Source organism: Mesorhizobium sp. B2-2-4, assembly GCF_006442375.1.
GTDB lineage: Bacteria > Pseudomonadota > Alphaproteobacteria > Rhizobiales > Rhizobiaceae > Mesorhizobium.
Genome location: NZ_VFWB01000008.1, coordinates 93,084 through 105,378 on the forward strand (window position 1 = coordinate 93,084; position 12,295 = coordinate 105,378).

Below are 12,295 nucleotides of genomic sequence, written 5' to 3' on the forward strand. Positions count from 1 at the left end.
GTTGACCTGCCAAGCCGGCAGGCGGCCACCCACACGATAGAATTCGGGCCATATGTTGGCCAGTGCCTTGGATTTCAAGGCAAGGTAAATCTGGCAATCTCCACACCGAATGCGCTGGAGGCCTCCCGCCGGGGCGCACAGACACAATCCAGAAACAAAATTCTATAATCGGGAAAAACTCCTGAAAAACTAGGCCGGCATAACGGTGCCGTGGCGGTCAGGTCATTTGGCCGCGACGCAAGTCTCCGGGTTCACGGATTAACCGATGCCAAGGTTGTCGATCAGTTTGTTGGGTGCGTTGATGGGCATTTCGCTCGTCACAGCCGCTGCTGGACAATCGGATGCAAAAGTGACGCCCACCACCCGGACCGAGCGGTGTGCCAATCTCAGCCACCAATTCGATGAAGCCCTCGAAACCCATGCCACGGCAACGCAGGTCACCGCGGCAAAGGCACTTCAGAGAAAGGGCAACCGGTACTGCGCCGCCAAGAAACAGGCACAGGGTATCCGGATGCTCGCCAACGCTTTGAAGTTGCTGGGGGTGACACCGAACGACCCGGTTCAGTGACACTCGAAACCCGACCCGCATGAAAAGGAAATGAAGCCATGAAAAAGTCCATCCTCTCCGCCACCGGTCTCGCCGTTGCTCTCGCCTTCGCCATGCCGGCTCTCGGCAACGCCGCTGCCACCACGACCGCCGCTCCGGCTGCTTCCTCGACGACCACCGCTCCGGCGACCACGACCGCCAAGCCTCCGGTGAAGAAGGTCGTTGCCAAGAAGCACAAGAAGGCGAAGAAGACTGTCAAGAAGACCGACAAGAAGGTCGCTCCGAAGGCTTAATCCAGGTCGGGCACACTGCCTGCCTTATGACAAGGCCGCTCCAGTCGCGTTTTGCTGGAGCGGCCTTCTTCCTGTCCGAAAAAGCCGAAGGCCGTGTATCGGCAGTGAAGCGAACGGACAGGTCCGAACGATGTGGCCGAAGCCGGCGCCGGCGGCTTTGTCTCGATCGGCCTTAACCCGATTGCAAGGCCGGCGCCGTAGGACAATCCGCATGAAGAGGCGGCTTTCGTCCATTCTGCGCTCGATCGTGTTCGGCAGCCTGGTCGCCACCGGCGCCGCCCGGCTTATGATCCTGTTCACCGCCAGTCCCGTGCCGGATCCGGCCAGCGGCCGCACCGAGCCGTCACTGTTCGCGCCTGTGATTTCCACCGACTGGGATTACATCACGCCCGCGCAGACCTGGCTGCTCATCGCACTTGCCAGCGTGACGCTGATCTGCGTCGTCGCCTGGCCGGTCGCATCCTGGATGGAACGCCGGTCGGATGCTGCCGGAAACTTGCCCTCCCGGAGCGGCTTCGGCCGCCAGGGCCGTTGAACCGCGGGCCGCACTTCCCACATAGCTCTGTGATTGGACGCTCGCTTTCGCCCGTGCGAAAATAGGGGCGTAGCCGAGGCTCGCGCAATTGCCGGTTCCCATGCCTGAAATCACGACAAAACCCCGTACGCAGACCCTACCCAAGACCGAGCGGCCGAAGCTCTACAAGGTCATCCTGCTCAATGACGATTTCACGCCGCGTGAATTCGTGGTGACGGTGCTGAAGGGCGAGTTCAAGCTCAGCGAAGACCAGGCGCATCGGGTGATGATCACGGCGCATCGGCGCGGCGTCTGCGTCGTCGCCGTCTTCACCAAGGACGTCGCCGAGACAAAGGCGACACGGGCCACCGACGCCGGCAAGGCCAAGGGCTATCCGCTGATGTTCACGACGGAGCCGGAGGAGTAGAGCAGGGCTCCTTCATAGCCTTGGCTCCCTTCGCAACGCCGATAATTGGCGAAACCATCCGCGACAGCGTCTTTCTCCCCGTATAGTGACGGGGAGAAGGAAGCTACCGCCCTTCGCGGTACCACATCGAACCCATCGCCAGCAGCAGCAGGCCGAGACCGAGGAAGCCGCCGAACAGCGGCACGCGCGAGACCGCCTTGAGTACGCTGTCGTCGGTGGTGCGCAGGCCGATCCAGTCGGCGCCGGACGCTTCGCCCGAGGACCGTACGGGGACGATCGAGGGCAAGGTCACGTCGCCGCCTCCAAGGGTCGATCCCGCAAGCCTGCGAACGCTGCCGCCGGTGGCTTCGGCGGGAGCCTTCAGCCGGTCCTGCGTGGAAACGACGTCGGCGAATTCGGGTGCGTTGACCGGCCCGACATGGGCGAGCGCGGTAAGGTCGCCATTGCCGACCTGGTAAAGGCCGATCTCGGAGGTCTGGGCGCTGCCCAGGAAGACACCGGGTTCGGATTTCTCGAGCTTGACGGTAATGGTCTTGCCGGAGGGCGTAATGATCTGGGCCGGGCCGGGGTCGTCGGCCATGGTCTGGCGGCGGATTTCCAGCACCATGCCGCGCCCGTCGGCGGTCAGCCGTTCCTCCTCGAGCTCTGGCTCCTTCATCAGCCAGTGGGCGATGCGGCGGTAGAGCTGGACATGCGGGCCGCCGCCTTCGAAGCCGCGCGCCCACAGCCAGCCCTGGTCGGACAGAAGCATGCCGACGCGGCCTTCTCCCTTGCGGTCGAGCAGGAGCAGCGGCCGGTTGTCGGCCCCCTTCATCACCACCTCGCCTTCGGGATTCTGCACGCCTATGGTGCGGAACCAGCGGCTCCAGTGCGGCGGCTCGCTGGCAGAACCGTCGAGACCGCGCGTCACCGGATGGCGCTGGCCGATGTCGGTGAGGCGTGGGTAGAACGCCTTGTCGACGACCTCGCCGGTCGGCATCGCCGGCAGCGCCGACATCAGCGGCGTGCGCGCGATCGAGCTTTCACCGGCATATTCGGGTCCGGCCGCAATCAGCAGCGCGCCGCCTTTTTCGACATATTCGGAGATGTAGTCGTAATAGAGGATCGGCAGCACGTCGCGGTGCTGGTAGCGGTCGAAGATGATCAGGTCGAAATCCTTGATCTTCTCGACGAACAGTTCCCGCGTCGGGAAGGCGATCAGCGACAATTCGTTGATCGGCGTGCCGTCCTGCTTCTCCGGTGGCCGCAGGATGGTGAAATGGACGAGATCGACCGAGGCGTCGGATTTCAACAGATTGCGCCAGGTGCGCTCGCCCGCATGCGGCTCGCCAGAGACGAGCAGCACGCGCAGGTTCTCGCGAATGCCGTCGACCAGCGCGATGGCGCGGTTGTTGGTGTCGGTGAGCTCGCCCGGCTCGCGATCGATGGCGAGTTCGATGATGTTGCGCCCAGCGCCGGGAATGGTCACGTGCAGCGGCATGGCCTGGCCGACGGTGGCATGCTCGACAGCGACCTGCTCGCCATTGACCGAAACGCGCACATCGACCGGCCCGGTTTCGTTGCTGGTTGAAATGACGCGATAGGTCATATCGAGCGGCTTGCCGACGAGGGCGAAGCGGGGCGCGTTCTCGAAACGTATGCGGCGATCCTTCTCGTGGTCGTTGCCGGTGATCAAGGCGTGCAGCGGGGCATTGAAATCAGGCGCGCCGGCGGGTGCGTCATGCACTTCGCCATCGGTTATCATGACGGCGCCGCCGATGCGCGAGGGCGGCACGTCGCGGAAGGCGTTTTCGAGCGCGCCGAACAGCCGCGTTTCCGTGCGTTCCTCGGCGGCTTCCGACTTGCCGGCCTCGACGACGCGGACGTCGAACTGCTTGAAGCGGCCGAGGCGCTGCTCAAGCCCGGCCAGCGCCTCGTCGGTCTGTTTGGTCCGTTCACCGATGTCCTGGCTCTGGCTCCGGTCGACGATCAGGGCAACCACGCTTTGCTGCGGCTCGCGCTCCTCGTTGAGGAACACCGGATTGAAGAGAGCGGCGGCGAGCGCCAGCAATGCGACGAGGCGCAGGACCGCGCCGCGCTGGCGAAACCACAGGCCGACGGCCGCGAGCAGGGCCAGCGGCACCAGCACAAGGGCCAGCAGCGGCCAGGAGATCAGCGGTTCGAAGGAGATCGACCAGTTCATGCCTTACCCTCCCCCTTGCAGGGAGGGCCGATCCGGGGAGCGAGCGCAAGAAGGAGCGTCATCTTACTGGCCCAACCGTTCAAGCAATATGGGCACGTGCACCTGGTCGGATTTGTAGTTGCCGGTCAGCATGTACATCATGATGTTGACCCCGGCGCGCAACGCATAGATGCGCTGCATCGGGTCGTTGGGCACGGTCGGCAGCAGCGGGTCGCCATTCTCGTCGACGGCCCAGGCGCCGGCGAAATCATTAGCGGTGATCATGATCGGCGAGACGCCGTCACCGGTACGCACCGGCCGGTTTTCGGCATTGCTGGCGTCGAGCGATGCCTCGACCCAGAGCGGGCTGCCGGCGAAGCGGCCGGGGAATTCGGGCAGGATAAAGAAGGATTTGGTCAGCACATGATCCGACGGCACCGGCTCCAGCGGCGGCACGTTGAGGTTGCCGAGGATGTCGCGCAGCCGCTCGGTGGCGGGGCTGGTCGAGTCGGCGCCGATGCCGTTGGCGAACTGGTCGCGCGTGTCGAACAGCACGGTGCCGCCCTGCTGCATATAGGCATCGATACGGGCAATCGCGGCCTGGCTGGGCATGGCTGCGGCCGGATCGATCGGCCAATAGATGAGGGGAAAGAACGAAAGCTCGTCCTTGGAGATGTCGACGCCGGCCGGCGCGCCCGGCTCGAGCGCGGTCTTCTCGATGAGGAAGCGGGTCAGGCCCTCGAGCCCGGCGCGACTGATCGAATCGTCGCCGGGCACGCCGGTCAGCACATAGGCGATCCGGGTCTTGGAGATGTCCTCTATCGCGGCGGTGTCGCCAGGCTTGGCATCGTCGGCGCGCGCGGGGCCGACATGGCCGAACAGCGCGCCGAGCCCGATCAGAATGGCCGCCATGGTGGTTACGGCCGCAGCGCGGCGCGGCCTGCGCGTCAACAGGCCGCCCATCCAGAACACCGCCAGCGTATCGAGCACCATCAGCGCCAGCGCGGCGGCCACCAGCGCGCCCTTCAAATTGCGCGATTCGTCAAAGGCATACTGAATTGTGGTGACCGGGACAGTGATTTGCGGGCGCGCCAGCGGCGCAAGTGTGCTTGTCGCATCGAGCAGATTGTGGGCGAAAACGCCGGCCTCAGAGCCATAGAGGCCGGGCGGGTTTTCGAAGGTCACCGGCAGTGTACCGGCGCCCGGCACCAGCGGGCGCGCATCCGGCGTCGGCGGCACCAGCATTCCGTCGGCCGCTATCATGCGGTAGGGCGCCAGCGAGGTGGCGGCGGCTTCCGCATTGGCGATGGCGGCGCCCTGGTTGCGCGACAACTGCACGATGCGGCGCAGCATCTCGACGAAGCTGCCGGAGATCGGCAGGTTCGACCAGGTCGCTTCGGGCGTGACGTGGAACAGCACGAGCGTGCCCTTGCCCTTCTTCAGGCCGGTGACCAGAGGCGTGCCGTCGGCAAGCGCTGCCCAGGTGCGCTCGACGATATCGGGCGTCGGTTCGGCCAGCACTTGCCTGGAAACGGTCACCTCGGTCGGCGGCGCCAGGTCGGCGAAGGGGCCAGCCTTGGGGAATTCGGTGACCGGCTGCGGCGTGGTCCATGACAATGCGCCGCCGAGCGAGCGTTCGCCGGTGCGCAGACGCACCGGCAGAAGGTCGTCGTCATTGCCGGCGGCGGCCAGCCGCGACCCGGCGAAACGCACCAGGGTGCCGCCCTTTTCAACCCAGTCGACGAGCCTTGGCCTGATCTGTGCGGGAATGGTGCCGATATCGGCCATGACGATCATCGCCGGCTTCTGGTCGAGGATCTGCGGAATGGCGTCGGCCAGGTCGGCGCTGGAAGGTTCGACCAGGTCGGCGAAGGGCTGCAGCGCGCGCCTGATATAGTAGAGCGGCGACAGCAGCGGCTGCGCCTGGTCGGCCTCGGCCTGCGACAGGAGTCCGACGCGGCGGCGCTTGGAGCTTTCGTCCAGCACGCGCACCGCGCCCGCCTGACGCTCGCCATCGAGCGCGATCGAGGCGAAATCGTTGCGCAGCTCGAACGGCACCGCCATGGTGCCGGTGGCGGTGGATTGGCCGGGTGCGAAAGTCAGCGTCGCATCGGCGATGCGGCGGCCCTTGTCGTCGAAGGCGCCAGCGGTGACTTGCGCCGGTGCCGCATCGCCGGGCGCCCGGATGGCGGTGAGGGCAAAACCGTCGACCTCGTTCTCGGCGCCCGTCAGGCCGGTCAGCGACATCCGGTCGGCAACGGCCCACACGACGCGGGCGGCGTTTTTGGACAGGAGCGTGTTGAAGGCGGCCTCGTCGCCCTTCGCCGCCAGTCCGTCGGCCAGCACGGCGACGCTGGCGCCCGGCAGGCGCTCCAGGGCGGCGGCGACGCGGGCGTAGACCGCCGGCCGGTCGGTCGGGATCGGCCGCGGCTTTGCCGCGCGCAGGCGGTCGAGCGCCGCGGCCGCATCGAAGGGGCCGATCTCGGCATTGGGTTTTTCGGCGGTGAAGGCGATGATGACCGGCACGCCGTTCGAACCGGCGTCGGCGATCAGCCGCTCGGCGGTTGCGATGCGCTTGTTCCAGTCGGCGGCGCTTGCCCAGCCATTGTCGACGACCAGCGCCAGGGCCGCGCCCTCGGCCGGCAGTTTCTCGCGCGGATTGAAGACCGGTTCGGCAAGGGCGGCGACGATGAGCGCCGCCATCAGCAGCCTGAGCAGCGTCAGCCACCAGGGGCTCTGCTGCGGGGTTTCCTCGCGCTTCAGCACGCGCGCCAGGATCTTCAGCGGCGGAAACACCTCGGTCTGCGGCCTGGGCGGGGTCAGCCTGAGCAGCCACCAGATCACCGGCAGCGCCAAAAGACCCCACAGCAGCATGGGCGCGCCAAAGGAAAGCGGCAGCCAGCTCATGCGACGGCCTTTCCTGGCTGATCGCCACCAGCGATCATGCCGCCACGACCGCCAGCGGTCGGCCCGGGCTGATCGCCACCGGCGATCATGCCGACGTGGCCAATAGCGGTCAGCCCGGGCTGACCGCCATCCGTCATCGCCATGTGCAGGCGTACCAGGGCGTCGGAAGCCAGCCGATCGGTGTGGTTGACGGTGAAGCTCCAGCCGAGCCGTTTGCACCAGCTGGCCAGTTCCTGGCGTCGGGCGCCATAGAGCAGGCGATACTCATCGGCCAGCATCTCGGCGCGGCCGGCGGTCAGCTTCTCGCCGCTCTCCGGGTCGGTGAATTCGGTGCGGCCGGCATAGGGGAATGTCTCCTCGGCCGGGTCGGCGACCTCGATCAGATGCGCGCGCACGCCATGGCGGGCGAGCACGTCGAGCCAGGCCATCGTTTCCTCGACCGGGTCGAGGAAATCACTGGCGATGACGATGTCGCAGAAGCGGCGGATGCCGGAGAGATCGGGTTTGGCCGGCAAGTCGCCGGCATGCATGAGCTGGGCGGCGATGCGCTCGGCGCCGTTGCGGGCGGTGAACGGATCGGTAAGGCCGGGCCAGGCGATGCGCTCACCGCTGCGCGACAGCAGCTCGGCCATGGCCAGCGCCAGCACCAGGCCGCGCGATTGCTTGGAAACGGCGGCACCGGTCGATTTGTAGAGCATGGACGGTGAGGGGTCGGCCCACAGCCACACCGTATGGGCAGCTTCCCATTCGCGGTCGCGCACATAGGTGTGGTCGTCGCGAGCCGAGCGGCGCCAGTCGATGCGCGAGGAATCGCCTTCGACATAGGGCCGGAACTGCCAGAAATTCTCGCCGATGCCGCGCTTGCGGCGGCCATGCCAGCCGGCGATCACGGTGTTGACGATGCGGCGCGCCTCGACCAGCAAGTCGGGCACGAGCGAAGCCCGCAACCGGCCGCGGGCGAGCGCGTCGCGCGTCGCTGCCGGAGCCTGGAGCTCGCCGATGCGCGCCATCAAATCCCTTTCACGAGCTTGGCCACCACATCGCGCACGCTGGTGCCTTCGGCGCGGGCGGCGAAGGTCAGCGCCATGCGGTGCTGGAGCACCGGCTCGGCCAGAGCCCGCACATCGTCGACCGACGGCGCCAGCCGCCCATCATAGAGCGCGCGCGCCCTCGTGCACAGCATCAGTGCCTGGCTGGCGCGGGGACCCGGGCCCCAGGCGACATGCCTGTCGGTTTCGGCGTTGCCCTGGCCGGGGCGCGCCGAGCGCACCAGGGCCAGGATTGCCTCGACCACGCTTTCAGGCACCGGCATGCGGCGGATCAGCGTCTGGATATCCCTCAGCCGCGCCGGCTGCAGCACATTCTGTGCCTTCGCGTCCTCGACCCCAGTGGTTTCCAAAAGGATGCGGCGCTCGGCCTCGAGTTCGGGATAGAGGATGTCGACCTGCATCAAAAAACGGTCGAGCTGTGCCTCGGGCAGCGGATAGGTGCCTTCCTGTTCCAGCGGGTTTTGCGTCGCGAGCACATGGAAAGGCGAGGGCAGGTCGTGGCGGGCACCGGCAATGGTGACGTGATACTCCTGCATGGCCTGCAGCAGCGCCGACTGGGTGCGCGGCGAGGCGCGGTTGATCTCGTCGGCCATCAGCAACTGCGCGAAGATCGGCCCGGAAATGAAGCGGAAGGAGCGCTTGCCGAATTCGTCCTGCTCCATCACCTCGGAGCCGAGAATGTCCGAGGGCATCAGGTCGGGGGTGAATTGGATGCGGCGCGAATCGAGGCCGAGCACGATGCCCAGCGTCTCGACCAGCTTGGTCTTGGCGAGGCCCGGCACGCCGACCAGCAGCGCGTGGCCGCCGGCCAGAAGCGCCACCAGAGCGCGTTCGACGACACTTTCCTGGCCGAAGATGATGCGACCGACCCCGTCGCGGACCCTGGAAATGTCGGCCAGCGCCTTCTCGGCCTCGGCGATCATGTCTTTTTCGCTGATCGGGCTTTCCTTGACCATCACGCTCATGCAGCATCGATCCTTGTGGTTGGAAATACCAGCTTGACGCAGAATGCCGCGATTCGGCTCCGTCTGGCGCCTGCCTTCAAATTTAAATCACAGAGTTAGGCTGACAAGCGCAACAACAGTGACTATTTCGTGACGATGGCAGAGGGCTCCGAACAAAGACAGCAAAGCCTGGCGGCCGCGACCGAGGCGCGCGGCCTCGAGGCGCTGATCTCGCGTGCGGCCCGCGCCGGCAAGGGGCCGGCCCCGGTGGAGCGCTGGAATCCTGACTTCTGCGGCGATTTGGATATGGAAATCAAGGCTGACGGCACCTGGTTCTATCTCGGCACGCCGATCGGCCGCATGCCGCTGGTACAGCTTTTTTCCTCGGTGCTGCGCAAGGACGCGGACGGCAGGACCTATCTGGTGACGCCGGTGGAAAAGGTCGGCATCCGCGTCGCCGACGCACCCTTCATCGCCGTCGAGATGGATGTCTCGGGCAGCGGCGAGGGCCAGATCATCACGTTCCGCACCAATGTCGGCGACGTCGTCGAGGCCGGACCGGAGCGGCCGCTGCGCTTCGTCGACGAGCACGAGACCGGCGGGCTGAAGCCTTATGTGCTGGTGCGCGGGCGGCTGGAGGCGCTGGTGGCGCGGCCGGTGATGTACGAACTGGTCGAGCATGGCGAGGAGATCGAGATCGGCGGCAGGTTGATGTTTGCCGTTCGTTCGAAAGGCCAGGCCTATCCGATCATGCCGGCCGACAGGCTGAGGCAGCTGAGCGCGTGACGGACAGTTCATGATGGACCAGGTGACGCCGACGCCCTTTTCCATTGCCGATCTGCGCGCGCGCTTTGCCGCGCAGCCGCAGGCGCATGCCGGCGACGACTATGGCGATCATCGCTTCAATCCAGGCCATCCGCGCCTCCACCGGGCGAAACCGCTGCGCGAAGCGGCGGTGCTGATCCCGATCGTCGATCACCAGGACGATGCCACGGTTCTTTTGACCAAGCGGGCCGAGACGCTGCGCAACCATTCCGGGCAGGTGGCCTTTCCCGGCGGGACGATCGATCCGACCGACGCCAGTCCGGAAGCGGCGGCGCTGCGCGAGGCTTTCGAGGAGATCGGCCTTGGCCGGGACCATATCGAGGTCATCGGCCGTATGCCCGATTATGTCGCGGGCAGTGGTTACAGGATCGCGCCGGTGCTGGGCATCGTGCGGCCGCCTTTCCAGCTGACGCTCAATGCCGAGGAGGTCGACTTGGCCTTCGAAGTGCCGCTGCGCTTCCTCATGGATCCGGCCAACCACATCAGGGACAGCCGCATTTGGAACGATCTCGAATGGTTCTTCTATGACATGCCCTATGGCGACCGGCGCATCTGGGGCGTCACCGCCGGCATCATCCGCACGCTCTATGAAAGGCTCTATGGGTGAAGGTCTCGATCGCTGACAGGGCCGACTGGCTCGGCGACAAGCATCTGCAGCGCCTGCTTGCCATTCTGGCGAGTGGCGGCGAGGCAGCGCGGGTCGCCGGCGGCGCGGTGCGCAACACGCTGATCGGCCAGCCCGTCGCCGACATCGACATCGCCACCACCTGCCTGCCGCAGGAGACGATCCGCCGCGCCGAGGCGGCGAGGTTCAAGACGGTTCCGACCGGCATCGAGCACGGCACGATCACCGTGATTGCCGGCGGCAAGCCTTATGAAATCACCACGCTGCGCGCGGATATCGAGACCGACGGCCGCCGCGCCAAGGTGTCGTTCGGGCGAGACTGGAAGCTTGACGCCGAGCGGCGCGACTTCACCATCAACGCGCTCTACGCGGAAGCCGACGGTACGGTCGTTGATCTGGTCGGCGGCGTCGCCGACATAGAGGGGCGCCGGCTGCGCTTCATCGGCGATCCGGAAGCGCGTATCCGCGAGGACTATCTGCGTATCCTGCGCTTTTTCCGCTTCTTCGCCTGGTATGGCGAAGGCCGGCCGGACGCTGAGGGGCTGAAGGCTTGCGCCCGGCTGAAGGGAGGGCTCGTGCAGCTCTCGGCCGAGCGCGTCTGGTCCGAACTCAAGAAGCTGTTGTCGGCGGCCGATCCGTCCCGCGCGCTGTTGTGGATGCGGCAGGCAAGCGTTTTGACCAGCGTGCTGCCGGAAAGCGAGAAATGGGGCATCGACGCGATCCACGGCCTGGCCAGAGCCGAGAAGGATCTGGGCTGGACTGCGGACCCGCTGCTCAGGCTGGAGGCGATCGTGCCGCCGGATGCGGCGCGCATGAAGACGCTGGCCGAGCGGCTGAGACTGTCGACGGCGGAAGCAAACCGTTTGCGCGACTGGGCGCTTACGCCGGGAATCGAGCCGAAAACGACCGAAGGCGAACTGGCCAAGACGCTCTACCGGGGCGACCGGCAGGGGGTCGTCGACCGGCTTCGCCTGTCACTCGCAGCGGCACGGGTGCGCGCGGTGGACCAGACCAATGCGCTCATCGAGGCAGGCGGCTTTTCCCGACTTCTCGCCTTCGCATTGAGATGGGAAAGGCCCGTGTTTCCGCTCAAGGGCGCCGATCTGACGGCGATTGGGGGGATGCCCGGGCCAAAACTCGGCGCGATCCTCAGGAATCTCGAAGTGGAATGGGTCGATGCCGGGTTTGGGCCCGATCGCGACGCGCTGCTCAAGCGCGCCGCGCAGGCCCTGAAGGCCGGATAAAGCATTCGTCAACGCAATCCGGGCGGAAATCGCCACGATTTCCGGTACTTGCTCCAAATCAGGCGGCGTCGCGGACCTTCTCGATGCGCGAGCGGATCGCTTCGATCATCGTTTCGCGGATGATCGTCTCGCCATGCGTCTCGCGCATATGTTCGACGGCACGGCGCATGACCTCGGCTTCCTCCTCGGCGCGCGTGTGCCATTCACAACCTGGAACGAGCGAGCCGCAGTGGAATTCCTTCATGGGATTTCTCCTTTTCCTCCATGGAGTCCGGTCGACCGTCCTGCAAAAGGCGGCAGGGACTCCGCATCTTCTTGGCCCGTTGTCCGACCTTGAGACTGGTTGGACCACGAGCGGGTGAAACCATAACACAGATGGGGTGGCATTGATTGCCGTCAACGACAAAAAGGCGGAGCAGCGCTGCTCCGCCCTCTTACGCCACCCCTATGGGCAGGTCATCACTTCATGATCTTGACTGCCTCGGCAACCTTATCCTTGCCGCTCATGTCCCATGAAACTCTGACCTTCTCGCCGACCTTCAGGCCAGGATCCTTGAAGGTCCGGGGAAGCGTAAAAGACGATCCATTGTCGAGAACCAGGCTTTTGGCCGCCGTATCAAAGGTCTTGATCGTGCCGGTGGTGTGCTTGACGGCGGCGAATGCCACCGAACCGGAAGCAAGAAGGGCAGCCGCTGCGGCCGAAACAATGATCTTGCGCATTGCGAAGTACTCCTGGAAAGCGCGGGCACCCTTTTGGCA

General features: G+C 65.7%; 13 protein-coding genes. 7 read left to right on the forward strand and 6 right to left on the reverse strand.

Annotated features, from left to right (window positions below; genetic code table 11):
- Positions 1–265: 265 nt before the first annotated feature.
- From FJ959_RS21130 to clpS, 4 genes are all read left to right on the forward strand, one after another.
- Entirely contained in the window at positions 266–568 is a 303-nt protein-coding gene (locus tag FJ959_RS21130; protein ID WP_140556114.1) for a hypothetical protein, read from the forward strand.
- 38 nt (positions 569–606) lie between these two features.
- The gene (locus FJ959_RS21135; protein WP_140496055.1) at positions 607–840 is read left to right on the forward strand and encodes a hypothetical protein; all 234 of its coding nucleotides are present in this window, start codon (positions 607–609) and stop codon (positions 838–840) included.
- Between the two features lie 211 nt (positions 841–1,051).
- On the forward strand, positions 1,052–1,375 hold the full coding sequence (locus tag FJ959_RS21140; protein WP_140496054.1) for a hypothetical protein: 324 nt from the start codon (positions 1,052–1,054) through the stop codon (positions 1,373–1,375).
- A 100-nt stretch (positions 1,376–1,475) separates the two neighbouring features.
- Entirely contained in the window at positions 1,476–1,781 is a 306-nt protein-coding gene (gene clpS / locus FJ959_RS21145; RefSeq protein ID WP_140496053.1) for an ATP-dependent Clp protease adapter ClpS, read from the forward strand.
- 103 nt (positions 1,782–1,884) lie between these two features.
- Here the strand turns inward: clpS and FJ959_RS21150 are convergent, their stop codons facing one another.
- The 4 genes from FJ959_RS21150 to FJ959_RS21165 form a co-directional block, all read right to left on the reverse strand.
- Complete coding sequence (locus FJ959_RS21150) at positions 1,885–3,963, reverse strand: hypothetical protein (RefSeq protein WP_140496052.1); 2,079 nt, start codon at positions 3,961–3,963, stop codon at positions 1,885–1,887.
- A 63-nt stretch (positions 3,964–4,026) separates the two neighbouring features.
- Entirely contained in the window at positions 4,027–6,849 is a 2,823-nt protein-coding gene (locus tag FJ959_RS21155) for a DUF4159 domain-containing protein (RefSeq protein WP_140631801.1), read from the reverse strand.
- Entirely contained in the window at positions 6,846–7,859 is a 1,014-nt protein-coding gene (locus FJ959_RS21160; protein ID WP_140631803.1) for a DUF58 domain-containing protein, read from the reverse strand. The genes FJ959_RS21155 and FJ959_RS21160 overlap by 4 nt, the downstream gene beginning before the upstream one ends.
- Positions 7,859–8,863: a MoxR family ATPase gene (locus FJ959_RS21165; RefSeq protein ID WP_140496049.1), complete on the reverse strand. Its 1,005-nt coding sequence runs from the start codon at positions 8,861–8,863 to the stop codon at positions 7,859–7,861. The genes FJ959_RS21160 and FJ959_RS21165 overlap by 1 nt, the downstream gene beginning before the upstream one ends.
- A 135-nt stretch (positions 8,864–8,998) precedes the next feature.
- On the opposite strand from FJ959_RS21165, the gene FJ959_RS21170 reads away from it, so the two are divergent.
- The 3 genes from FJ959_RS21170 to FJ959_RS21180 are packed head-to-tail and all read left to right on the forward strand — an operon-like array spanning position 8,999 to position 11,536.
- A complete protein-coding gene (locus FJ959_RS21170) occupies positions 8,999–9,628 on the forward strand; it encodes a DUF1285 domain-containing protein (protein ID WP_140517010.1) in 630 nt (209 codons plus the stop codon).
- A gap of 13 nt (positions 9,629–9,641) precedes the next feature.
- On the forward strand, positions 9,642–10,274 hold the full coding sequence (locus tag FJ959_RS21175) for a CoA pyrophosphatase (protein ID WP_140524963.1): 633 nt from the start codon (positions 9,642–9,644) through the stop codon (positions 10,272–10,274).
- The gene (locus FJ959_RS21180) at positions 10,271–11,536 is read left to right on the forward strand and encodes a CCA tRNA nucleotidyltransferase (protein WP_140631805.1); all 1,266 of its coding nucleotides are present in this window, start codon (positions 10,271–10,273) and stop codon (positions 11,534–11,536) included. The genes FJ959_RS21175 and FJ959_RS21180 overlap by 4 nt, the downstream gene beginning before the upstream one ends.
- Positions 11,537–11,594: 58 nt before the next feature.
- Here FJ959_RS21180 and FJ959_RS21185 read toward each other — a convergent pair whose 3' ends face one another.
- Positions 11,595–11,780 carry a DUF1059 domain-containing protein gene (locus tag FJ959_RS21185; protein ID WP_140496047.1) on the reverse strand — a complete coding sequence of 62 codons (186 nt, stop codon included), beginning with the start codon at positions 11,778–11,780 and terminating at the stop codon, positions 11,595–11,597.
- Positions 11,781–11,995: 215 nt separating this feature from the next.
- Positions 11,996–12,256, reverse strand: a complete 261-nt coding sequence (locus FJ959_RS21190) for a DUF1344 domain-containing protein (protein ID WP_140516926.1) — start codon at positions 12,254–12,256, stop codon at positions 11,996–11,998.
- Positions 12,257–12,295: the final 39 nt, after the last annotated feature.

What these genes read in the sequence shown, in the direction of transcription:
- FJ959_RS21155 (WP_140631801.1), bottom strand. Translation starts at nt 6,849, where the DNA reads ATGAGCTGGCTGCCGCTTTCCTTTGGCGCGCCCATGCTGCTGTGGGGT.
- FJ959_RS21170 (WP_140517010.1), top strand. Translation starts at nt 8,999, where the DNA reads ATGGCAGAGGGCTCCGAACAAAGACAGCAAAGCCTGGCGGCCGCGACC.
- FJ959_RS21140 (WP_140496054.1), top strand. Translation starts at nt 1,052, where the DNA reads ATGAAGAGGCGGCTTTCGTCCATTCTGCGCTCGATCGTGTTCGGCAGC.
- FJ959_RS21165 (WP_140496049.1), bottom strand. Translation starts at nt 8,863, where the DNA reads ATGAGCGTGATGGTCAAGGAAAGCCCGATCAGCGAAAAAGACATGATC.
- FJ959_RS21135 (WP_140496055.1), top strand. Translation starts at nt 607, where the DNA reads ATGAAAAAGTCCATCCTCTCCGCCACCGGTCTCGCCGTTGCTCTCGCC.
- clpS (WP_140496053.1), top strand. Translation starts at nt 1,476, where the DNA reads ATGCCTGAAATCACGACAAAACCCCGTACGCAGACCCTACCCAAGACC.
- FJ959_RS21185 (WP_140496047.1), bottom strand. Translation starts at nt 11,780, where the DNA reads ATGAAGGAATTCCACTGCGGCTCGCTCGTTCCAGGTTGTGAATGGCAC.
- FJ959_RS21130 (WP_140556114.1), top strand. Translation starts at nt 266, where the DNA reads ATGCCAAGGTTGTCGATCAGTTTGTTGGGTGCGTTGATGGGCATTTCG.
- FJ959_RS21150 (WP_140496052.1), bottom strand. Translation starts at nt 3,963, where the DNA reads ATGAACTGGTCGATCTCCTTCGAACCGCTGATCTCCTGGCCGCTGCTG.
- FJ959_RS21175 (WP_140524963.1), top strand. Translation starts at nt 9,642, where the DNA reads ATGGACCAGGTGACGCCGACGCCCTTTTCCATTGCCGATCTGCGCGCG.
- FJ959_RS21190 (WP_140516926.1), bottom strand. Translation starts at nt 12,256, where the DNA reads ATGCGCAAGATCATTGTTTCGGCCGCAGCGGCTGCCCTTCTTGCTTCC.
- FJ959_RS21160 (WP_140631803.1), bottom strand. Translation starts at nt 7,859, where the DNA reads ATGGCGCGCATCGGCGAGCTCCAGGCTCCGGCAGCGACGCGCGACGCG.